17 protein-coding genes and 1 pseudogene are annotated in these 22,514 nt (G+C 46.4%); 7 read left to right on the forward strand and 11 right to left on the reverse strand.

The features are described 5' to 3' along the window. The first annotated feature begins 255 nt into the window (after positions 1-255). Positions 256-1,161 (forward strand): hypothetical protein, encoded by a 906-nt coding sequence (locus DXD25_RS14405; RefSeq protein WP_117664110.1) that lies wholly within the window; start codon positions 256-258, stop codon positions 1,159-1,161. A gap of 222 nt (positions 1,162-1,383) precedes the next feature. On the opposite strand, the gene DXD25_RS14410 is transcribed toward DXD25_RS14405, so the two are convergent. Together DXD25_RS14410 and DXD25_RS14415 are read right to left on the reverse strand one after the other, a co-directional pair. Next, a complete protein-coding gene (locus DXD25_RS14410; protein WP_117664111.1) occupies positions 1,384-2,130 on the reverse strand; it encodes an HNH endonuclease in 747 nt (248 codons plus the stop codon). 25 nt (positions 2,131-2,155) lie between these two features. After that, complete coding sequence (locus DXD25_RS14415) at positions 2,156-2,902, reverse strand: hypothetical protein (RefSeq protein ID WP_218419279.1); 747 nt, start codon at positions 2,900-2,902, stop codon at positions 2,156-2,158. Positions 2,903-3,195: 293 nt separating this feature from the next. Here DXD25_RS14415 and DXD25_RS17480 point away from each other — a divergent pair, with 293 nt between their 5' ends. Beyond that, complete coding sequence (locus DXD25_RS17480) at positions 3,196-3,330, forward strand: hypothetical protein (protein WP_255415701.1); 135 nt, start codon at positions 3,196-3,198, stop codon at positions 3,328-3,330. A gap of 934 nt (positions 3,331-4,264) precedes the next feature. Here DXD25_RS17480 and DXD25_RS14430 read toward each other — a convergent pair. From DXD25_RS14430 to DXD25_RS14445, 4 genes are all read right to left on the reverse strand, one after another. Then, the gene (locus tag DXD25_RS14430; RefSeq protein WP_117664115.1) at positions 4,265-5,065 is read right to left on the reverse strand and encodes an ABC transporter ATP-binding protein; all 801 of its coding nucleotides are present in this window, start codon (positions 5,063-5,065) and stop codon (positions 4,265-4,267) included. A 53-nt stretch (positions 5,066-5,118) separates the two neighbouring features. Further along, positions 5,119-5,493: a RidA family protein gene (locus DXD25_RS14435; RefSeq protein WP_006848032.1), complete on the reverse strand. Its 375-nt coding sequence runs from the start codon at positions 5,491-5,493 to the stop codon at positions 5,119-5,121. Positions 5,494-5,533: 40 nt separating this feature from the next. Next, positions 5,534-6,733: a threonine ammonia-lyase gene (gene ilvA, locus DXD25_RS14440; protein ID WP_117664116.1), complete on the reverse strand. Its 1,200-nt coding sequence runs from the start codon at positions 6,731-6,733 to the stop codon at positions 5,534-5,536. Positions 6,734-6,904: 171 nt separating this feature from the next. Then, positions 6,905-7,729 (reverse strand): Cof-type HAD-IIB family hydrolase, encoded by an 825-nt coding sequence (locus DXD25_RS14445; protein ID WP_370453428.1) that lies wholly within the window; start codon positions 7,727-7,729, stop codon positions 6,905-6,907. A 260-nt stretch (positions 7,730-7,989) separates the two neighbouring features. Between DXD25_RS14445 and DXD25_RS14455 the strand changes: the two genes are divergently transcribed. From DXD25_RS14455 to DXD25_RS14475, 5 genes are all read left to right on the forward strand, one after another. Further along, positions 7,990-10,065 (forward strand): glycoside hydrolase family 127 protein, encoded by a 2,076-nt coding sequence (locus DXD25_RS14455; RefSeq protein WP_117664118.1) that lies wholly within the window; start codon positions 7,990-7,992, stop codon positions 10,063-10,065. 138 nt (positions 10,066-10,203) lie between these two features. Then, complete coding sequence (locus DXD25_RS14460) at positions 10,204-10,704, forward strand: RNA polymerase sigma factor (RefSeq protein ID WP_117664119.1); 501 nt, start codon at positions 10,204-10,206, stop codon at positions 10,702-10,704. Positions 10,705-10,749: 45 nt separating this feature from the next. Beyond that, positions 10,750-11,511, forward strand: coding sequence for a hypothetical protein (locus tag DXD25_RS14465; protein ID WP_147327930.1), 762 nt, complete (start codon positions 10,750-10,752; stop codon positions 11,509-11,511). Between the two features lie 27 nt (positions 11,512-11,538). Further along, complete coding sequence (locus DXD25_RS14470) at positions 11,539-12,447, forward strand: hypothetical protein (protein ID WP_147327931.1); 909 nt, start codon at positions 11,539-11,541, stop codon at positions 12,445-12,447. Positions 12,448-12,592: 145 nt separating this feature from the next. Beyond that, positions 12,593-14,482 (forward strand): heparinase II/III family protein, encoded by a 1,890-nt coding sequence (locus DXD25_RS14475; RefSeq protein ID WP_117664122.1) that lies wholly within the window; start codon positions 12,593-12,595, stop codon positions 14,480-14,482. Between the two features lie 71 nt (positions 14,483-14,553). On the opposite strand, the gene DXD25_RS14480 is transcribed toward DXD25_RS14475, so the two are convergent. The 5 genes and pseudogenes from DXD25_RS14480 to DXD25_RS14510 all read right to left on the reverse strand — a co-directional run. Next, entirely contained in the window at positions 14,554-16,104 is a 1,551-nt protein-coding gene (locus DXD25_RS14480) for a RagB/SusD family nutrient uptake outer membrane protein (RefSeq protein WP_117664123.1), read from the reverse strand. Positions 16,105-16,117: 13 nt separating this feature from the next. After that, on the reverse strand, positions 16,118-19,105 hold the full coding sequence (locus DXD25_RS14485; RefSeq protein ID WP_370453429.1) for a SusC/RagA family TonB-linked outer membrane protein: 2,988 nt from the start codon (positions 19,103-19,105) through the stop codon (positions 16,118-16,120). Between the two features lie 643 nt (positions 19,106-19,748). Further along, positions 19,749-20,732, reverse strand: a pseudogene (locus tag DXD25_RS14495) (peptidase domain-containing ABC transporter); the annotation flags it as partial. A gap of 389 nt (positions 20,733-21,121) precedes the next feature. Then, on the reverse strand, positions 21,122-21,328 hold the full coding sequence (locus DXD25_RS14505; RefSeq protein WP_147327932.1) for a hypothetical protein: 207 nt from the start codon (positions 21,326-21,328) through the stop codon (positions 21,122-21,124). Positions 21,329-21,335: 7 nt separating this feature from the next. Further along, positions 21,336-22,514 (reverse strand): outer membrane beta-barrel protein (locus tag DXD25_RS14510; RefSeq protein WP_147327933.1); only part of this gene is annotated, 1,179 nt, incomplete at its 5' end.

The following is a 22,514-nucleotide window of genomic DNA, read 5'->3' on the forward strand; positions in this document are numbered from 1 at the left end:
ATTGAGTAACTGAGTAATTGAGTCAAACCGAGCCAAATCCTAGGTTCGTGTCTGTATCAACAGATAATCTCCGTGTGGCTTCTTTCGATGTAAATAAAACTGCAAGGATGCCTCTCGTAAAAACGCTCAAAGATTTGCATATATCGTAGAAAAAGCTTATCTTTGCAGACGAACTCTTTGGTCTTCGCTGTCATGGCTAGGCTGCCCTCCGCTTTAGTGAGAACTTATGGAATATGAATCACTTAATAAATTAGTATGATAACAGATACAATGAGCTATGCAGATATTGCAAAGGAATTGGAAGAGGATTATAAGAACGTAGTCAGATACCAAATCCACCTGCCCGTTAAGAAGTATATGAAAGAGGTTATGAACCGACCTAATGGCAAGCTCTTGTTCAAGACCATGGAGTGGACATCTCCCAGACACAACAAGATGCTGCTTACACCATTAAGCAGGAATAAGAAGGAAACACGGGAAAATGGTCCTTTTATTAATGTTTGCTGTGTTTTCCTATATAAGGGTGAGCTCAATATGGCTGTATATTCACATACGGTATTGCCATGGATTCATGTGCAGTTTTTCACTCATCATTTTTTTCAGCGTTACAACGAGCGATACCTTCATGATTCTTCATTACAGATGATGGATATAGTGAAGCATTTTATACGCTCTCAGTTTGTTGAATCGTTTTTTAAGATAGTGGAGCATCCAAAGCTCGGCATGGAGAGCTTTACGATATTTCCCAATGGTTGTTCCTTCTCTGAAATTGCCGATTACGATCCGTATATATTGCATCATACCTTTGTATCCTTTGACATGCTGTATACCGAGCAGCTGTTGAATTTGGCAGAGCTGTTATATGATCAGCGTCTGGATAATTATCCTGGCAACAAGTCTGATGACAATTTTTTGTATGAAAAACGAAGAGTGGAGAATTTTAAAAAAGATGTCGCTACATTCCCGATGTTGAAGGCTGATTTTCAGAAACGCCATGAAAACTTCAGAAAATTTAGTGAATTGTGTTTCCATCTGTCTGTTGATATTCTTGATCTTACAGAAGGGATGGATAATCCTGTACTCCATCAGTTTGGCAAGCGCTTGCTAGACATTTCGGCATTACCGGAAAAACAAAGAAAGGCTGAACTAATGAAGTTGTAGGCAGTGGGCTGATTGAACTTTTTTTGAAATAATATCTGAACTTTTGTATGTGGATCAAGTACGGGCTGAAGGCCCAGAAGCTCCTAGCCCAGGGCAACGCCCTGGGTATTAACGAAATACACCCTTGCGCCCTGTAAGGGCAAAAGCTTTTATCTCCAATAACTATTGGCTCAGGCGGCGTGGTGCTTGCTTGCGAGGTTCTGCCTCCTTCGATGGAGACGGTTATAGCATCAGGCAATGTTCACGGTGATACTCTAAAAAACGGTGATGACGATCTTCCGTCTTCAAAAGATGCACCTGATTATCCATTCCCAGCAGTCGGCGGTCGGAAGCATCAAGATATCTTGAATAAATGATGCTGCCATCATCCTTGAAAGAGATGTAACCCCTATCAAATAACTTGTCATAATTAGGCAGAAGCAGCAAGCCGTTGTACATATCAATACGCTCCTGATTATCTGCATCCTTCCAAGGCTTGATATGCGAAGCTATCAACAAATCATAATGCTGGAATGCAGAGATAGAGCAGCCGTGCCAATAGTTTACAAGCTGATCTCTGAAATACCCCTGTCCGATTCTGGATTTCACTATCGCCTCACGCTCCGTTTCTGTTAATGTATAATTATTCCGAACCTGATTGATTTCCGCCAATACGGTTTCCTCCTGCTGGTGGGCATAGTCAGATTTTCTGAATTGCAGGAATCTGTTCAGTGCAGCCTTGAAATTGCTGAGATCCTTGTCCTTTGTATATTTTTCTCTATCCTTTTGCAGAAGTTTTTCATTAGCTAGTATATCCATGATGTCATCCTGGCTATTGAGCTGCTCCAGAGCATATCCCTGGGAATCCAGAAACTTTAGCCAGGAGATGTAATTGGTGCGGGAATGAGCATTCACGCCATCCTGCATTGTCAGATAGCGATAAAAGTCGGAAAGATATTCCGCCAAATTATGATGATTGTTCTGTAACATATTTATTCGTGATGTAATTTATCGTTTATATATTCTTCTGCTGTCCGTTTAGCTTGTTCTTATACATTTTGTGAGTATCTGCGATTTGGGAATACGGGATTTCGAACGCTTGCCTCTGCCCCTTGAAATAATCCAGCGAATCATAGAAGTGCAGGGGAATATTCAGCTTTTGACAGTACTTCCGTATCTGGACAATCCCCCTCCAGTCATCATCACTGATCTGATGCAGATAAAATGGGACTCCCAGGTTGGCTGATAACCGCTGCATGTTCTCCCTGACGTAGATATCCACGCATCTGATATATCTGTTGGCATTCGGAATAAATACAACATCAGTGGTCAGCCTTTCTTCCGCCTGGGAATAGGCATGAGAATACATATCCGAAAGAATTCCTACACAATCTTCCGAAGATTCCCCATCTATCTCTCCATACATATTCTCAAAGTAGGAATCCGATTTCATCATCCACTCCTTCCCATTCTGGGCATCTACTTCATAATCTTCCTTGATGCTGGAGCTTTCATACCTAAACTCATTGTACGAATAATCGATGGGAGCCACCTTGAACTGATGCTGCTTCCCATTCTTAGACTTGAAATTCGAATGGTTCTTGAGTGTATGGCGATCTAGCGTCACTCTGCAGAAAATGCTGCCGAAGGCAGCATGATTCATGCCGCTCAGCATCAGGACGGGGTATCCTTCCAGCGGATTCCTATTCCGTGTGAATGAAATGAATCGCTGTTTACTGTAGATATATGCCGGATTTCTCACTTTTTTACTCCATAGTTCCGGTGGAGAAGTCCGGAAGCTGTTTCTTCGCAGCAGACTTACCAAAAACTGTGTCTCCAAGAAATGGTATAACATCGTTTCCCTCCTTATTTATATAGTTTGAAATATGCAATTTATAAAGCTTGAAATATGCGCAATAGGCACACGTTGCAAAAGTACAAAAAATAGTTAGAACTTGGGCAAAAGTTCTGTTAAAGAATCCATGTGGATTTATTTTATAGATTTTTTCGCGCATTTATAAACATTCGGCGACTGTTGTCCTAACCATTTCCAAAATGCAGGATGCGGGAGTGTTGGATGAGAACTATCAGCCTGATCATCTTTCTTGGACGAAGAAGGGATATTTGGCATACCAGATAGCTTTCAAGCTGGGTATTACCCGTGTCTGGAAGATTATGGGTGGTTTCTGACATCTCGACAGTCATTTGCTGAAGACTGGTAGAGACAAGGCTGAAAGTACGTTGAAGATTCAGGCCTTTGGAGAGAAAATCAAGCCGATTTTTGGCTGATAGAGGTTTTTTATCGTAGTTTTTACGATTTTTTCTGGTGCTACCTGCTGCTATGGCACCAGTCGGGCAGCAGGTAAAATTCAAAATATCGCCGTACATTTGCCCCAGATTTCAGAACGATACCGGTTCTGAGGTCTGGGGCTTTTGCGTTTTCTATCGCCAGGTTGCTGGGATAGGTTTCCTGCCATGTTGTAAGTGGCGCAGCGTATCAGCCCATCGGTCTTTGACAAGGTTGATACATTTATTATTTTAATCCAGTTTCGCAAGTTCAGGAGTTAATGGAAGGCCAAAAGCTCTAGCAGTACGCCCTGAACCAACGGTCACCGGCCGAAGGGAAAGGTAAAGGGCAGAAGCTCCTAGCCCAGGGCAACGCCCTGGGTACACAGGCAGTCGGCAATGCGCCCTGAAAGGGCAAAAGCTTTGTAATTGCCTGGTTCTTTGAAGCTTGCTGTTTTTTAAAAAAGCTTTTTCCCTTACAGGGCGACAGGGTTGCGTCTACAATAACCCAGGGCGATGCCCTGGACTAGGAGTTTCTGCCCTTTACCTTTCCCTTCGGCCGGTGACCGTTGGTTCAGGGCGTGTGGGGCTTACTTACGAAAGTTTAGTTAAAATTGTGAACGAAAAAATTTATTATATATGGAAATTGTTGTAGAAAGAATCGCAAAGAAGGAGACTTATACCATTGGCCGACTTTATCTGTTGGCTGATGGTGATGAACTCCCACATCTGGCTCCATCGTCTGATGAATCGCATCCAGGCGGCGGAGAATCAGGGAGAAGGTATCTGGATTACTATCATTTAAAAAATGCAGTGCGCTGCAAAAAAATATCTAAAACTAGGAAAATTTGCAGTGCGCTGCATTTTCTATTTCAATCCTCATTCTTTCCGGGTTGAACCGGATGCCGTCGCGATTGATGAATCTCGAGAGGGAACCATCGGTGGCAAGCGATTTCGGAGTGCCGACGGAGAGACGGTTCTGCTCCATCAACCAGAGATTGTCGGAGAGCTGCAGCGCCAGCTCTACATCGTGAGTGGAGAGCAGGATTGCCTTGTGCTGCTCGTGTGCCAGGCGGCGGAGCATCTGAAGGGTTTCTACCTTGCTGGGGAAATCGAGGAAGGCGGTAGGCTCGTCGAGAATGATGATGCGGGTCTGCTGGGCAAGCGCCTTGGCTATCATCGTCTTCTGGCGCTCGCCATCGCTCAGCTCGGAGATGTTGCGCTGAGCGAGGTGGGGGATGCCGACCTGATGGATGGCTTCATCTACTATCTGCTGATCTGCCGGAGTAAGGGTGCCCCAGAAATTGGTGTAGGGAGACCTGCCGATGCCTACAATCTCCTTGACAGACAGCTGGGGAACATCGATGCGGGAGGTGAGAACCACGCCAATCTGACGGGCTAGCTGCTGCGCCGGATAAGTGGAAAGGGGCCGATTCTGAAGGAGGATTTCGCCATCCAGGGCTGGCTGGAAACCGCAAAGGGTTCTGAGCAGGGTGGATTTGCCCACTCCGTTGGCGCCGATGAGGCAGGTGAGCTCGCCCGGATGCAGGGAGGCAGAAACAGCAGAGGCTATCACCCGGAGCTGATGCTTCGGACGATAGCCAATGCTTAGATTCTTGAATGTAATGCAGGATTCCATCAAAAATATTTTTCCTTGTTGTTTTCGGACCTGTGATTCCTGGAATGCAGGAATTACTTAGCTGCCAAAACCTCAACCTCTACGAGTGCGCCCTTAGGCAACTTCTCTACGGCTACGGCTGAGCGAGCTGGATATGGCTGGCTGAAGAACTCGGCATAAACCTCGTTCATGGCAGCGAAATCGTCCATGCTGTTCAGATAAACGGTAGTCTTAACCACATGAGAAAGATCGGTGCCGGCTGCCTTCAGGATGTTCTGGGCATTGGTGAGGCTCTGACGAGTCTGCTCCTTGATGCCACCCTCTACGAAGTTGCCTGTTGCAGGGTCGATAGGAATCTGACCTGATGCAAATACGAAACCGTTTACTTCGATCGCCTGGCTATATGGACCGATAGCTGCAGGCGCATTGTCTGTATGAATTGCGTTCATGATAATTGATGTTTTATAATTAATAATTTACAATTTAACATTATATGATCCAGAGATGGAAGCCCTTCTGCTCCAGGGCACCCTTGATCTCCTTGACGTGTGCGGAGTCGCGGGTCTCCATCGTGAGTCGGAGCACGCAGGCATTCACCTTGTTGCGGTTGGCAGAACGGTCGTGATGAACTCCCGTGATGTTGCCGCCCAGGTTTGCAATGACGGAGGCTACCTCTACCAGCTCGCCCGGCTTGTCGTCCAGCTCCATCTCGATGGTGCAGAGACGTCCGCTCTTTACCAATCCACGGTTGATGACGCGGTTCAGGATGGTAACATCGATGTTACCGCCGCTTACCACGCAGATGGTCTTCTTGCCCTTCACCGGTACCTTGTTGTACATCACGGCAGCCACACTGGCTGCTCCGGCACCTTCTGCCACCATCTTCTCGCTCTCAAGGAGCTTCAGGATGGCTGCGCAGATCTCGTCCTCGCTTACGGTGACGATTTCATCCACATAGTTGGAGCAGGTTTCGAAGGTAATCTTTCCCGGTTCCTTCACGGCGATGCCGTCGGCTACGGTTGCCACAGATGGCAGCTTCTCCTGCTTGTGGTCGTGGAGGCTCTGAACCATGCTGGCTGCTCCCTCTGCCTGGACTCCATAGACCTTGACGTTAGGATTGAGCGACTTGATGGCGAAAGCGACTCCCGAAATCAGTCCGCCGCCGCCTACCGGTACTACCACAGCTTCTACATCAGGCAGCTGGTCGAGGATTTCCAGTCCGATGGTTCCCTGGCCGGCAATCACCTTCTCGTCATCGAAAGGATGCACGAAGGTATAGCCGTGCTCATCCTTCAGCTGCAACGCCTTCTGGTAAGCGTCATCATAGACGCCCGGAACCAGGCAGACCTCTGCACCCAGACGCTTGGTTGCCTCTACCTTGGAGATAGGGGCACCCTCGGGCAGACAGATGAGGCTCTTCACTCCCATGGCGGTAGCGCCGAGAGCCACACCCTGTGCGTGGTTGCCTGCCGAACAGGCAATCACACCCTTCTCTTTCTCTTCCTGAGAGAGTTGGGAAATCTTATAGTATGCACCTCGAATCTTGAACGACCCCGTCTTCTGGAGGCATTCCGGTTTCAGATAAACATCACTATCTGGGTTGATTCTCGGTGTGTGAACCAGCTCAGTTTTTCTAATCACGTGGCTCAGCACGAAGCGGGCCTTGTAGAAATCGTCAAGTTGTAACATAATCGTTGATATGCTTTAATTCTGTTATCCGTCAGGATGATAGTTCCTGAGTGATTTTTGACTGCAAAGGTACTCTAAAAGGAAGAAAACACAAAATATTTCAATTTAATTTTTGTTATTCCCCTCAAGTTTCCTTAGTGGTTGGAGTATGTATGTGGGGGCGATGGCCTGCTACATGCCGAAGTGCTCCAGTGCCGCAGCTACGCCATCTTCCTCATTCGAGAGGGTGATGTAGTCGGCATCGGCTCTTACTTCCGGGGCGGCATTCGCCATGACTACTCCCATGCCGGCAAGTTTCAGCATGCTCAGGTCGTTGTAGCCGTCGCCGAAGGCAATCATATCGGCAGGGGTAAGATTGATCTTCGCCAGGAGTTTTCTCAGCGACTGCGCCTTGTCGATTCCCTTAGGCACCAGTTCGAGGAAGAATGGGGCAGAGCGGAAGACATCCATCTTGTCGCCCACCATATCCAGCAGTTCCTGTTCAGCCTTGAGCATATCCGATGGGTCGCCTGTCATGAGGAGCTTGGTAGGATGAGGTTCCAGGGCATTGAGCAGATTCTCTACCTTGCGGATGTTCATCTTGTTGATGCGCGACTCCTCCTTCACATACTGATCGTCTGGCATTTCGGTGATGATTTCATTGCCGGCATAGCCCAGCAGGGCATGGTTCTTCTCTCTCGCGTACCTATATAATATAGGGATTACCTCATCTGGCAGAAACTGGGTGAAGAGTTTCTCGCCGGTCTGGGCGTTCACGATATTTCCACCATTATAGGAAAGAATGTAGCCCCCTCGCTTCTGCAGTTCCAGGCATTCAGCCACCGGCTCGATGCCGTAGGTAGGGCGACCGGATGCAAGGATGATGACGGCTCCCTCGCTGGCAGCCTTGAGGAGAGCTTCGCGGGTTTTGGGGGTGACCACCTTGTCGTGGTTGGTCAGGGTGCCATCCAGGTCGAGTGCGATGGCACGGTAAGGAATCTGTTTTGCTTTTTCCATTGTTCTATGTGATTCTTTGTTTTTTATGCGTGCAAAGATACAATAATATTCTGAAAAATGGGAAGTAAAGTGTATTTTTGCTAATTTTGTTCCCAAAAAGGTGGTCATTTGAACGAAATGACTCTGTTTTTATCAGTGCTAAATGGTTTTTGAACGATAAGTACCTATCTTTTATTGTTTGTTTTACACTATATTCGGAATCTTTTTGTATCTTTGCACCGCAAATCAAAGTAACAATAATAAATTTTAAACCTATCAATATGAAGAGATTTATTTCTGCAGTACTTCTCTCTGCCGCCGTGGTTATGCCTACGATGGCGCAGAAGCAGAAGACATTGGGCAATGGCTATCCATTCACTCAAGTACCATTCACCAGTGTGAAGATTTCACAGAACACCTTCTGGGGTGCCCGACTGAAGGCTGCCCGAGAGGTAACCGTGCCATTGGCTTTCAGCAAGTGCGAGAGCGAGCACCGTTACAAGAATTTCGAGATGGCTGCCTATACTTTGCAGCATCCTAACCATCCGGGCTTGGAGACCAAAGAGTGGGATGTAAGCAAGTTCATGGGCTTCTCTTTCGATGATACCGATGTTTATAAGACCATCGAGGGTGCCAGCTACATCCTCCAGACTTATCCTGACAAGAAGTTGAAGGCTTATATTGACAGCGTGCTCGATGTAGTAGCTGCAGCACAGGAGTCAGATGGCTATCTCTATACAGCCCGTACCATCAACCCGAAGCATCCACATCAGTGGTCGGGAAATAAGCGATGGGTCAAGGATGAGGATTTGAGCCACGAGCTTTACAACCTCGGTCACATGGTAGATGCAGCCTGCGCCCATTATCAGGCTACGGGTAGCACCAAGTTCCTGAACATCGCCAAGCGCTATGCCGATTGTGTGGTAAAGGAGGTTGGACCTAATCCAGGACAGGCTACCATCGTTCCAGGTCATCAGATTGCCGAGATGGCGTTGGCTCGTCTCTATACTTTGACCGGTGAGAAGAAGTATCTGGATGAGGCTAAGTATCTGCTCGATTATCGTGGCAAGACTCATATCCGCAACCCATATTCTCAGAGCCAGGCTCCTATTCTGGAGCAGAAAGAGGCGGTAGGTCATGCGGTGCGTGCCGGCTATATGTATGCCGGTATTGCCGATGTGGCTGCCCTGACCAAGGATTCTGCCTATATGAAGGTGATCGACCGCATTTTTGAAAACATCGTTGGCAAGAAATACTATCTTACAGGTGGAGTAGGTGCCCGCCATGCCGGTGAGGCATTTGGTGATAACTATGAGTTGCCAAACATGACTGCCTACAACGAGACCTGTGCAGCCATTTCTATGGTTTACCTCTTCGAACGCATGTTCCTGCTTCACGGAGAGAGCAAGTATATCGACTGCATGGAGCGTACCTTATATAATGGTGTCATCTCGGGTATGAGCATGGATGGTGGCAGATTCTTCTATCCTAACCCATTGTCAAGCGATGGCAAGTATAAGTTTAATGCCGATGGCAACACCACCCGCCAGCCTTGGTTTGGATGTGCCTGCTGCCCGAGTAACTTGTGCCGCTTCATCCCTTCTGTCCCAGGTTATCTCTATGGCGTGAAGGACAACAATATCTATGTGAATCTCTTTGCCGGCAATACATCTACCATCAAGGTGAATGGCAAGGATGTAGTTCTGGAGGAGACTACCGAGTATCCTTGGAACGGCGATATCAAAATTGCTGTGAAGAAGAGCGGTGTAAAGAATGCCAACCTCCTGGTTCGTATTCCTGGATGGGTTCGCAATCAGGTGGTGCCTAGCGATCTTTACAAGTATAGCGATGCCGAGAAGCCTGCTTATAGCGTAACCGTTAATGGCAAGGCTGTAGAGGCTGACCTCGATGCCAACAAGGGTTATCTCCCTGTCAAGAACATCAAGAAGGGCGATGTCATCCGCATCCACTTCGATATGCCGGTTCGTACAGTGGTTGCTAATGGCAAGGTTGCAGATGATAAGGGTAAGGTTGCCGTAGAGCGTGGACCATTGGTTTATTGCGCTGAGGCTGTGGATAATCAGAACGAGCCAGTGCTCCGTGCCGTTATGGCCAAGAAGCCTGCATTCTCGCTGGTAGATAACTACAGCATCGAGAACACAGAGACTAAGGGCGCTCCAGCCTTCTCAGTAAAGGCTATCCAGACCTCTTCTCAGGTGCTCGACCAGGCTGCTGATTGCACCGTTTCTGTCAAGAACCAGAAACTCACTCTGATTCCTTACTATGCCTGGAATCATCGTGGTGCCAACCAGATGAATGTCTGGTTCTATCAGAACTTGAATGTATTGGATAAGTAATAAGCAGTTTTATAAAATAAGAAAGCCTGGCAACCGTCATAGCCAGGCTTTCTTGTTAATATAGGTTAATCCCATTAAGAAAAACACTTCTTTTCCGTTTATGTTGTAGTTTTGAACAAATAAAACAAAAGAGAGCAAATGACAGAGAATGAATTCATCCATATCGTTCCGCAGTTGCGGCAGATAACCTTGCAGATCAGTCAAGGTTATGGTGTTGGCTGCGATGAGGCTGAGGATATCGCACAGGATGCGATGCTCAAACTCTGGGCCATCAAGGATGATATTCAGTCTGTTGCTCATGCCAAAGGTTCGATGGGTTGCATCGCCAAGCATCTTTGCATCGACTTCTTTCGCAAGCGGAAGATGATTTCGATAGATGCCCAGCCTTTCGATAAGTCGCCTAGCCACTATGCGCCGCCCGATGTGGAAGTGGAAAACTCGGAGAATGAGCTGTGGCTGCAAAAACGCCTCAAGGCGCTGCCCTCCAACCAATATCAGGTGCTTTATCTGCGACAGGTAGAGAAGAAAAGCTCTGAGGAAATAGCGCAAATCGTGGGCATCACCCCTGAATCTGTATCTGTCTTGCTTTCGAGGGCAAGAAAGCAGATGTTGCAGGAAATCAGAAAAAGATGTAGATAGCCCTTATATATAAATAGGTATAATCAATAAAGGAGGAAACTGGATATGAACGAAAAAGAAAAGGACATACGACTGTTGCTCGACCGGTTTATGGCTGGTGAGACTTCTCTGGAAGAGGAGGCTCTGCTAGGGGAGTGGTTTCGGCTGCATCCCGATGTGAGCGATGACTTGAAGGAATATCAGCTGATGTTTGGATATTTCGATGAGGGGATGCCTCTCGACTATGAGGCAGAGAATCATGTAGAAGATGCTCATCCGAAGACTAAGGCACGAATGCGTCGCCTATGGTTGCCGATAGGTATGGCTGCATCCATCGCCCTGCTCTTTGTGATTGCCATTCCTCGGATAGGTCAACAGACAGGGCATCGGGACGATTCGAAGATGGCTCAACTCGATGGCAGAACGACTCAGGAGGATGTTGATTCTGCTGTTGTCCACGAGGAGAAATCGACAGATGCCAATCTTTCTATGCCTGAAAAGATAAAAAAGTCGGGTGATTCCGTATTTCCCAAGACAAGGAAGCACAAGCCAGGGAAATATCGTCAGCATCTGTTTGCTCCTGCTCCTCCAAAGCTTTGGATAGCTCAGAATATTGCTACCGATTCTCTGTTGGCTGAGCCGGAAATGCTTGCCGATGCGCATCTCAGGGAGATGGAGGCACAGCAGAACGAAATGTTCTTCAAACTCTATCTCGTCGATGCTCTTCAGACCCAGTCGCTCAATGCCGAAATTGCCAGTGCCTCGTTCGAAAGCGAGGAGAATGTGCATGATGAGGACTATGTGAGTGGTGACCAAGAGGTTTATTAATAAGAAACAATTAAAAAGAAGAAGAATATGAAAACAACTTTTAAATTAGCATTTGTGGCTTGCCTGATGATGCTCTCTTCGGCTTGCCATGCCCAGAAGCCTATACCGAACATCGACCAGGCTTTTGATAAATTCGTACAGGATTTGTCGCAAGACGACCTCGTTACGTCTTCCACGATGAATACCTACAATATAGGTATGATGAAGGGATTTGAGTTCGCTATTCCTGAGAGAAAGCAGAAAATGGTGGATACCTTTCAAAAGGCTTTATTGAGCAATAGTCGCCTCGCTTATATCAGTTTTACCAAGAAAGCGGGCTCTCTCAGTCTTGAAACGAATCGGGTGGGGTATGGCAATGATAATTCCATGACTTACGAGTTTGGTACTCACAAGGACCGCAACTATAACCTGCAGTATTTCCGCGACAGCAAGGATTCTACCATGCGATATGTTTATGCCTTGGTATGGTATCAGGGAATGGATCGTTCGGTAAAGGGCAGTGTATATAAGTTCTACTCCAAGGATCCGCAAGCTTATAAGGTGTCATTATCTTATAAGATGAATGCTGTTCAAGGTTTGGATTCTCTTGTTTCCCTAGGCAGCATCAAGTATAACAGGAATCTGGCTCGCAGTTATGACTTGGAGATGACTCCGCCAAAGGATGCAGCAGAGTTTATGATGCAACTCAATACGCTCCGTGCTGCCTTTAAGAATGCCAGAGACCAATACCCTTATTTTGGAAATCAGGTGACTCGGCGTACCCTCCAGACGGGCATTGCCAACAAAATAGTCAAGCTTTGTAAGGGATACGGCAAGTTGCTGAATGCTGACGAGAAGAAATTCTGCGCCTCTTCGCTGAATAAGATGAAGAAGGATACAGACGATGATTATCTGCAGAGCCTTCTGGAACTGACTGCCAATTCTTTAAGGAAGTAGTAAGTTCTGGAGGTATAAACTGAGGAAAAAGTGAAACTCTCTCTCGTAAAATACCGCTTTACAGCGATATTTTCTCTAAGATTATCTTTTTCTAGACTTCGGTCTTGTTATTATTTCGTAACTTTGTACGCAAAAAGTAAACGATATGACTAAGAAATTGATAATGATAATAGGCTTGGTGCTTTCATCCGTGTTGATGAAAGCCCAGGCTTTTTTTGTGCCTTTCCCGAAGGCTGGTGACAAGTATTGGCAGAAGCAGGTGCCGGTGGCGATGCGCAACGACTATATCCGGTTGGGCAATCTCTATCAGAAGAAACCTTGGAATGCCATTCCTGCCGAAACTTTTGCCGAGTTCCGAACCAATGGTAACCGTACCCGATACGAGGAGGCTAGCTTTGGTATCAGAAAACAGTTTGTCTGTCTGGTGATGGCTGAGATTATGCAGGGCAGGGGACGGTTCCTGCCTTCCATCCGCAAGGGCTTACATTATTTTATAGAGAAGGAATCCTGGTGGGGAATCCCGGCGCATTATCCGAAAGACCATCCTGAAAAGGATATCCAGCCTGTGGATCTCTTCAATGCAGAGACGGCAGGCATGCTTGCCTGGACTCTCTATATGCTGGAAGATGAAATCAACAGGAAGGAAAAGGGACTCTGTGATCAGGTGAGAAGCGAGATAGATCGCCGATTCCTAAAGCCGGTATTGAATCAGCCGCAGGGGTGGAAGAACAATGCCAACAACTGGAATACCTGGATTACGAGCAACTGGTTACAGACTGTGCTCATCTGCGAGCAGGATGCCAAGCAGCGAGATGCGGCCTTCAAGGGAGTGCAGCAATGTCTGCGAACCTTTCTGAAGGGTTATCCCGATGATGGCGGTTGCGAGGAAGGCGTCAGCTATTGGGACTGTGCCGGAGCTTCGTTCTTCGAATCGCTCTATTTCATGCAGTTTGCCCCTAAGCAGGCGGTTCTGACATTGACTGATGCTCAGAAGAAAAAGGTGGAGAATATGGGTAGGTTCATCACTACGATGTATATCGACGATCTTACCTTCGTGAATTTCTCGGATGCCCAGGCTCAGAATGTTCCGAACATCAACATCCTCTTTCCTTATGGAGCCTATCTCCAGAACCTGCAGATGATGCAGTTGGCAGCTTATGTGGGCAAGAAATACCAATATACCCTCAAGCCTTCTACGCTCTTCCTGAAATCGGGCAACTATCCGAAACTGGGTAGGGAACTGATGCTCCTCTCCATGTTGCCGAAGTATCAGGCTACAGCTGCTGTGGAGCCAAAGACGGAAGATGCTTATCTGGTAAATTCCCAGATTATGGTGGCGAGCAACAAGAACTGGTTTGTGGCGGCGAAAGGCGGTAACAATGCCGAGAGCCATAACCATAACGACATCGGTAACTTCATCGTTTATCACAACAATCAGCCGGTGGTCATCGACCTGGGTCGTGATACCTATACCTCGAAATCATTCAGCAACCAGCGTTTTGAACTGATGAACTGCCGCTCGGCTTATCACAATGTTCCCATCATCAATGGCTTGGAGCAGAAGGATGGCAGGAAATATCGTGCCGAGAAAGTGAGCCATCGCTTTGCCGATGGTGTTTCTTCCTTGTCGTTGAATCTCGAAAAGGCTTATACCGAAGGAGCGCATGTGGAGAAATGGCAGCGTAATATCGCCCTGGACAGAGAATATAACTGGGTAGAAGTAACCGAACAGTACAAGCTCGATTCCCTGCAGATAGAGAAAGATAGATTGAACGGTCAGGTCTTCGATAACCAGATTATCCTGATGGCGTATGGCAAGCCAGTGGTTCAGAAGGCTGGCAGAATCCTCCTTCAGGGCGGTATGGTTCGTCTGGAATATGATGCGCAGTATCTTTCGGCATCCGTAGAAAAGGTGCAGATGACGGATGGCATCATGAAGACACAGTGGAAGGATAACATCTATCGCATCATTCTGCGACTGAACGATAACTATCCGATGGCAAAAGTGAAATATCGGTTTGTAGAAACGAGGTAAGAATAAAGCCTTCTATCGTCAGTTTGCCGTTGCAATCGATGATAGAAGGCTTCTTATTTAATAACTAAAAATTAATCCCATTCAGGATTCTGCTTCAAGACACCCTGTGACAAGTCGATTTCCTTCAGAGGAATAGCCCAGAGGTAATCGCGGTTAGGATTGAACTTGCGAGTCTCTATCAGAATCTTCTTTCCGTCAGGATCGATGCCATATACAGGCTTGGTAACATCCTTCTCCGTAGTTCTGTAGCTGCGGGTGTCGAAGAGATGGATTCCCTCGAATGCCAATTCCAGACGGCGCTCCAGGCGGATGGCATCGCGCATCTGATCCTTGCTGAGACCCTCTTCCAAACCAGGAAGGTTCACACGCTTGCGAATCTGGTTCACTGCATCATAAACCTTGGCATCCGGAGCTGAAAGGTTCTCATTGCGAGCCTCGGCATAAGTGAGCAGCACCTCAGCATAGCGGATGTAGATGAAGTTGGTCCAGTCGTAATTCTGGATTCCATAGTTGTCTGGATTGATGTACTTGCGCATGCTGTATCCGGTACGGGTATGGCTACCGTCACCCATATACTTATTATTAAAGGTCATCGGACCGCAGGTGGTTCCTGGCCAGAAAATAGAGTAAGCCAATCGTGGATCGCGGTTCTCGAATGGCTTGGCTGGGTTGTAGAGTGGAGACTCTGCGATAGACTTACCATCGGTACATGGATAAGCATCCACCATATCCTGTGTAGGAGACAAAGCCTCCCAACCACCAAAGTCAACTGGTGAGAAGAACAGGCCGATTACGCTACCCTCGTTGCCATTCTTAGGATTCTCGACATACTCGCGGTCGAAGAGAATCTCGTTGCAGGTTTCTGCTACAGGCTGGAACAGGTCGCCGTAGTTAGGGTACAGACCAAACTTGCCGGTCTGCATCACCTGCTCAGCTGCAGCTTCAGCCACATCGTACTTGTGGTTGTAGAAAGCCATACGGGCCTTCAGGGCGTAGCAAGCACCGGCACTAGCCTTACCATGGTCGGCTGCAGTACGGATTTCTGGCAGATTAGGAGCCGCCTTATCCAGCAGCTTCACCACGTAATCGTAGGTCTCATCTGCAGAACTGCGGGCTGGAAGAGGCTCGTTCAACTGCAGCGGATGATCCAGGATAGGCACGCCACCCATATACTTCCACAGGTTGTGGTAAGCGAAAGCCTCAAGGAACTGCACCTCGGCAGTAAGCTGTGCCTTTGCCTTCTCGTTCATGGAAACTTCTCCGATGTGCTCGTAGAAAATCTGGCAGCGGCGGATGGTTTCATAAGCTGCCTGCCAGAGCTGCAGGAAGTGAGGGTTGCTGGATACGGCTGTACCCGCAGACAACACACCCTGCTCGGCACCCACATGCACTGGGATGGCATTGTCGGTATAGCAGTCGGTCATAATCGTATGGTTCTCAGGCTCTATCAGATAGAGGTAGATACCTGTTGCATATTTGGTTGCATCATCTGCAGTCTTCCAGAAAGATACGTCAGACAGCTGGTCTTTTGGGTTTCTCTCCAGGAAGCTATCGTTGCAAGAACTCAATCCCAGACCGCAGGCAAGGATCAGTCCACTCAAAAAATGATATTTCAATTTCATAATCTACTCGTTTTTAAAAGGTTACATTAACTCCGAATGAATAATTTCTTGTAAGAGGATAGTAGTTACCTGATACTGCCTCTGGATCTACGCCGTCGAAGCTGGTGATGGTAAACAGGTTGTCGATACTACTGTATATTCTCAATCGGCTAATGCCATATTTAGATGTCAGCTGCTTAGGAAGGGTATAACCCACCTGCAGGTTTCTCAACTTGGCATAAGATGCATCCTGTACCCAGAAGCTGGAAGTTACTCGGTTCTGAGAATCCTTCATAGACAAGCGTGGGTAAGAGGCATTCGGATTAGGATTGCTCTCGGTCCAGCGGTCCATGTGAATCTCGTTCACCTTACCGCCATTGTAGAATGCATATCTGATTTCTGCCACTGGCATACCCTTTACGTCAGCTGCACCCTGGAGTAAGGCACTCATATCGAAGTCCTTGTACTGAACAGAGAAGTTCAGACCGAAGTTGATCTTAGGGAAGTAAGAACCCAATACCTTACGGTCGCGGCTATCTACTGTGCCGGAACCATCCAGGTCGCAATACTTCAAATCACCTGGCTTTGGAGTACCTGTAGCCTGAGGAACATGAGCCTTTACGTCAGCTTCATCCTTGAAGATGCCATCGCATACGTAGCCATAGTAAGCCCACAATGGGTCGCCTACCGACTGTCCTGGAGTGTCACCACCCTTCAGGTCGAGAATCTTGGTAGATACACGGCTGAAGTTAGCGCCTACATTGTAGGTCCAGTCGCCGATACGGTTGTTATGACCTACCTGCACCTCGAAACCGGAGTTGCGAACCTTTCCGGCATTCTGCATAGGAGCACCTACACCCAAGGTATAAGGGATAGGAAGCTTCAGGAGGATGTCGCGGGTTTCTTTATGGAAATAGTCGAAGCCGAAGGTCAGCTTGTTGCCCAGGAAGGTAGCATCGATACCGATGTCATACTGGCTGGTCTTCTCCCAGGTCAGGTCTCGGTTAGCCATAGTGCTGGCGATGGAAATACCTGGATACAGGGTGTTGCCGAAGCTGTAGTCGTAACCATACTCGTAGGTGGTCTGGTAAGGATAGTTAGAACTAACTGTGTCCTGGTTACCCAGGAGACCCCATGAACCGCGGAGTTTCAGGTTATCTACCCAAGAAACATTAAACCAGGATTCCTCTGAGATTCTCCATCCTACAGAGAATGATGGGAAGGCACCGAAGCGCTTGTTCTTTGGGAAACGGGAAGTTCCGTCATAGCGAAGGTTTGCCTCGAACAGGTAACGGTCATCGTATGAATAGTTCAGACGGCCGAATACGGAACGCAGAGAGTATTCTGTCTCTGTACCGTAAGTGGTCTGAGTAGTCACTTCACCGGCATTGATCTGGTCGAGTGTATTTGAGTTAGGCAGGTTCTTTCGTGATGCCTGCAGATAGCGCATCTGGTTGTAAATCTGAGAGTAACCCAGCAATGCGCCTACGGTATGCTTGCCGAAGGTCTTGTTGTAGTCCAGGTATGCCTGGAGGTTCAGTTCCACCTTCTTGGCGTCATACTCTGTCAGCTGGTTCTGGGTTGTCTTGACAGGAGTATCAGAATCTGCTGTGTAGAAACTCTGGGTATATAAATGGGTAGGATTATCCAGCAGGTTGAATGTGGTGGCAGCAATACCACGCAACTTCAAGCCGTCGATGATGTCGAGATCCATTCCCAGGCTACCCTGGAAGTTGTTGTTGATCTGCTTGCTGGTTCCGCCGTTTCGGGCAGAAGCTACAGAGTTATGCTCGTTCTTGAACAGGGCGTAGTTGCCGTTCTTGAACTGGATAGGAGTAACCGGAGTCTCGCGGAATGCGTAGTGCATCAGGTTGTCGATGCCTTCTGCTGGAGCAGTCATTACGCTGCGATATACTGCCATGTTGGTAGTAACCTTCAGGCGCTTGTTGATGTAAGCCTCCAGGTTGGCACGTACATTGAACTTGTTGTAGTTGGTATTCTCTATCAAACCGTCCTTGTCGTGGTAGTTGATAGCCAGAGAGTAGGTAATCTTGTCGCTACCGCCCTTGATGCTCAGGTGATGGTTGTGGAAGAGGCCGTTCTCGCTCAGCAAGGTACCCAACCAGTCGGAGTTGGCATAATGATCCGGGTCAGAACCATCCTTGAATTTCTTCAGGGCATCCTGACTGTAAGGCTCGTTCAATCCGTCGTTTCTGTATGCTTCGTTCATCAGGGTTGCATAGTCGTAAGAATCGAGGAACTTAGGCATTCGGGTTGCACTCTGCCAACCTACGTATCCGTCGTAGGAAACGATGGCTCTGCCACGTGAACCCTTCTTGGTGGTAATCAGAATCACACCGTTTGCCGCACGCACACCATAGATGGCAGAAGCCGCAGCATCCTTCAGGATAGAGATGTTCTCGATATCGTTAGGATCCACGCTGCTCATGGTAGATTCCACACCGTCGATGACAACCATTGCACTGGCGTTACCCATGGTTCCGAGACCACGTACACGCAGCAGACCGCTGTCAGCACCCGGCTGACCGCTGTTCTGGATAACGGTAACACCCGGCATCTGACCAGCCAGCATGTTGGTTACGTTGGCGCTGGTACGGTTGACCAGCTTATCTGATGAAATGGTGGCAATGGCACCTGTGAGGTTTACTTTCTTCTGAGTACCATAACCTACAACTACGATTTCTTCGATAGCTTCGGTATCTTCCTTCAGTTCGATGTTGTACTCATTGGTAGAGCCTACGGTTACGAAGATGTCTTTGAAACCGATATAGGAAATCTTGAGTTTTACACCCGGACGTGCATTCAGAGTGAAATGACCGTCCAGATCGGTGATGGCAGCATTGGTTGTACCCACTTCGAGCACGGTTGCACCAATCACAGGCACACCATGGCTATCGGTTATGGTACCCGAAATCTGCTTGCCTTTCTGCTGGGTAGCCAGTTCAGTTGCAGTAGATGCGTTTGAAGGCATAGGAAAAGCGATTCCACCCAAAAAGAACATACACGCACACAGAGAATAGCTTCTGAGAAGCCTTAAATTCTCCTTCTGTTTTTTCTTCTCGTTCTTCATATCATAAAGTTTAGAGTTTTTAGAGCCCCTTTTTATTAGGACTGCAAAATTGTTATATTATAGATAGGTAAAATTTGAACCAGTGAGGGCTGATCATACCAAGTCGTTTAGAGATGTAGGTCTGTCCTTCGTGGTTTTAAATTACGTTTAAGTGGGCGCAAATATACACAAAACTTTCGTTCTTTTTGCATTTTTATGTAGAAAATGTCTTTGAATAGGCAATATTTAACGTTTGGTAACATAAAAGTGTCTTTCTCAATTACTCTTTCCTCATTCATCGTAACAATAGTCAAATTAGAGCATTTGAGTTCTCCCACATCATATTGGGTATTACGTGTAAGGTAAGGACGGGAAAGCAGAATATCCCGTTCCTTTTTCTGGTTATTGATAATTGTTCTCATTTCGCTTCTGATGAATTGATTAAACCGAGGCAAAAATATTCAATATATCATTTGTATTGAATAAAAAAGTACTGATTTTATTCAATACGATGGATAAAATGAATAAAATCAGTACTTTTGTTCCTCATCTTTCAGTTATATATATTAGTTAAATAGCCTTCTTTTTACACCATCTACAATTGATTCTTCACCAACTCGTAATAATAACCCTTCTTTGCCAGCAGCTCCTGATGAGTTCCACACTCCACTATTACTCCATGCCGCATTACCAATATCTGGTCGGCATTCTTTACGGTGCTCAGGCGATGCGCTGCCACAACCACGGTTCTTCCATGGTAAAATTCATACAGATGGTGCATTATTTCCGATTCATTGGTTGTATCAAGGGCATTGGTTGCCTCATCGAAAAAGATATACTCCGGATTCTTATAAATGGCACGGGCTATAAGTAAGCGTTGACGCTGACCTTGACTCACACCATTACCCTCCATACCTATTTTCGTATGATAACCCAGAGGCAACGTGCGGATAAAACCATCTATATTAGCCATCTTTGCCGCCTGATAAAGTCGAGTTTCATCCAGAGAATCGCTGTCAAGGGCAATATTGTGGGCAAAAGTATCACTGAAGATGAAACTCTCCTGCATCACAGATCCTGTCACGCGGCGCCAAAAATGAGGATTTATGGAAGTCAGCGGCAAATTACCCACCTTGATGCTTCCATGGTTAGGCTGATAAAAACCCTGCAGGAGCTTGATAAGCGTGGTCTTGCCACAGCCGCTCTCCCCCACAATCGCCGTCACCTTACGTTCTGGTATTTCCAGGCTGACGTCATTGAGGGCATAGTTACGCTCAGCCCCATCATAGCTGAAAGTAACGTGCTCTACACGGATGGTCCTGTTCTCAGGCAGTTCGGTAACCTTGTCATCAAGGTCAGTATCCTCATCGGGCTGTGAATGAATCTCATTCAGTCGCTCCAGGCTGATTTTGGCATCCTGGACAGACTGGATGAAGCTGATGAAGTCGTTGATAGGAGCGGAAAGCTGACCGATGATATAGGTGAGAGACATCATCATACCCAGCGTCATATCGCCATGAATGACGTTACGGGCTGCAATGAACGTAATGAGAATATTGGTGGACTGGCTGAAGAAAACAAATGTGGTCTATTCGCTCTGTACCTATTCCCAAATTTTTCGAATTTCCACGAGTGTCAATAGAAAAACAATTAATCGGTCATTTACTCTGAATGGTATAGCCTCGCTATAAAAATCCAAAGGTCTATTCATATAGATACTATTAAACAGACTCACGATAAACCGTCTACAAAGGTCTTTCTCCACTCCATCGCTTAATAGTTTATACCTAAAAGTCTCGAAAGCCAAGACATCAATTAACGGAGCTATCTCTTTCCCTTGTAAGTCCATATCCATGGCCTTTACGACCATTTTATATATATACGCATCTATATCTGCCAGTAGGTTCCCCGAAGAATCGGTTATATAACCATTTCTAACCAAGTATGAGATGCCTAGCCAGATACCCATCAAGCCATTCTTAAGTCTATGTTCTTGAGGGTTGGGATTTTCGTAGCGACTTGTACAAAAAGCTCTTTTCCTGTCTGAAACATTTCACTCTTTTCATCATGATTGCTCATCACAAAGAAGTAAATGCTCGCTCCCAACTTGCCTTGCAGTAGCCCCAACTTATTATCGCTGAGGGCTACTGCCTTTAATTTTGCATCAATATCCATTACCTTATTATTTTTCTGCATCAACATTGAAAGAATTTTGTCTCATTCTCACTTGCTTACCGCCATGCAAGAACATTTTAACTCCCAATACCACGTATGGACCGTAAGTACTATTTCTAGAAGAATTTGTCACATTTGTAAAATAGGGCAAATGATAGTCATAGCCAATCTTGCGTTTTCCTATGGTGGCTGGCATAGTTGCAGTCAGAGTCCCCTCAATTTTACCATTTGAAAACAATCTATTCAATACTATTTTAGCATATCCAAGCTGCTTCGTATACTTACCTTGCAAAGTAGGGGTTGTAGTATAATTCAAATCGTAAGATGCTTGCACATTCAATTTTAAAGGGCTAATTTTATACCTGGCTTGCATATACATCATCCAAATATCACCTTTGCGTTTGATACCATCCTCATCAGATGCGACATCATGAATATAAGAAAGGTTCACTCCAAGATTACAATCTTTGAAAAGTTTGTAATTTCCTGCCAATCTGAACATCATTCGATGCCAATCTGCATTTTTAAAACTTTCTTTTACCATACCTGTTGGCAACAATGAATAATAAGGCAATTCATTCATGTCTTTATTGTAAAAAGTCATAAAAAGAATGTCAAACAGTTTATCTATACTCATGGTCGCATCCACATAAGTCAATTTTGAAGATTTCAACAGCGGATTTCCACCATGAATCATCTTTGAATCTATTTGGTATTCCGTAGCAGTTAATTGATCCAAATTAGGATACATTGCTGAAATGTGGAAATTACTTCTGATAGTTACGATACGCCAAGGCTTGTAGAACAAACGTCCCATAGGGCTCCAGGAATAATTTGCCATATGCCCGACATTATTATTATCAGAATTACCAAGCCAAAGAGCACCGCCGCTTACAAAGAAACTGCCCACAGGATGCCAAGTAAGCATCGCCAACATAAAATGTCGGGTATTCTTAGACCAATAGCTTAACTCGTCAGTATTTCTATCCGTATCATTATATTTTCTCCACGCAAAATTATAGTCTGCATAAAAATCGAAGTGTTTGGATAATGCTCTACTGATGCTCAGATCATAAAACACATAATTTTTATCACCCAACGTTGGGGTTTCACTCAAGTTGGAATTACTCCAATAAGTTCTTTTTTCCCTAACATTATAATAGTCGTAAGTCAAATCACTGCTGAC

The organism is Prevotella sp. TF12-30, from assembly GCF_003436715.1.
GTDB classification, from domain to species: Bacteria; Bacteroidota; Bacteroidia; order Bacteroidales; family Bacteroidaceae; genus Prevotella; species Prevotella copri_A.

Excerpts from the sequence above, each read along its gene's own strand:
- ilvA (WP_117664116.1), bottom strand. The coding sequence starts at position 6,733 with ATGTTACAACTTGACGATTTCTACAAGGCCCGCTTCGTGCTGAGCCAC.
- DXD25_RS14465 (WP_147327930.1), top strand. The coding sequence starts at position 10,750 with ATGAACGAAAAAGAAAAGGACATACGACTGTTGCTCGACCGGTTTATG.
- DXD25_RS14430 (WP_117664115.1), bottom strand. The coding sequence starts at position 5,065 with ATGGAATCCTGCATTACATTCAAGAATCTAAGCATTGGCTATCGTCCG.
- DXD25_RS14475 (WP_117664122.1), top strand. The coding sequence starts at position 12,593 with ATGACTAAGAAATTGATAATGATAATAGGCTTGGTGCTTTCATCCGTG.
- DXD25_RS14405 (WP_117664110.1), top strand. The coding sequence starts at position 256 with ATGATAACAGATACAATGAGCTATGCAGATATTGCAAAGGAATTGGAA.
- DXD25_RS14455 (WP_117664118.1), top strand. The coding sequence starts at position 7,990 with ATGAAGAGATTTATTTCTGCAGTACTTCTCTCTGCCGCCGTGGTTATG.
- DXD25_RS14410 (WP_117664111.1), bottom strand. The coding sequence starts at position 2,130 with ATGTTACAGAACAATCATCATAATTTGGCGGAATATCTTTCCGACTTT.
- DXD25_RS14480 (WP_117664123.1), bottom strand. The coding sequence starts at position 16,104 with ATGAAATTGAAATATCATTTTTTGAGTGGACTGATCCTTGCCTGCGGT.
- DXD25_RS14445 (WP_370453428.1), bottom strand. The coding sequence starts at position 7,729 with ATGGAAAAAGCAAAACAGATTCCTTACCGTGCCATCGCACTCGACCTG.
- DXD25_RS14505 (WP_147327932.1), bottom strand. The coding sequence starts at position 21,328 with ATGGATATTGATGCAAAATTAAAGGCAGTAGCCCTCAGCGATAATAAG.
- DXD25_RS14460 (WP_117664119.1), top strand. The coding sequence starts at position 10,204 with ATGACAGAGAATGAATTCATCCATATCGTTCCGCAGTTGCGGCAGATA.
- DXD25_RS14485 (WP_370453429.1), bottom strand. The coding sequence starts at position 19,105 with ATGTTCTTTTTGGGTGGAATCGCTTTTCCTATGCCTTCAAACGCATCT.
- DXD25_RS14435 (WP_006848032.1), bottom strand. The coding sequence starts at position 5,493 with ATGAACGCAATTCATACAGACAATGCGCCTGCAGCTATCGGTCCATAT.
- DXD25_RS17480 (WP_255415701.1), top strand. The coding sequence starts at position 3,196 with ATGCAGGATGCGGGAGTGTTGGATGAGAACTATCAGCCTGATCATCTT.
- DXD25_RS14470 (WP_147327931.1), top strand. The coding sequence starts at position 11,539 with ATGAAAACAACTTTTAAATTAGCATTTGTGGCTTGCCTGATGATGCTC.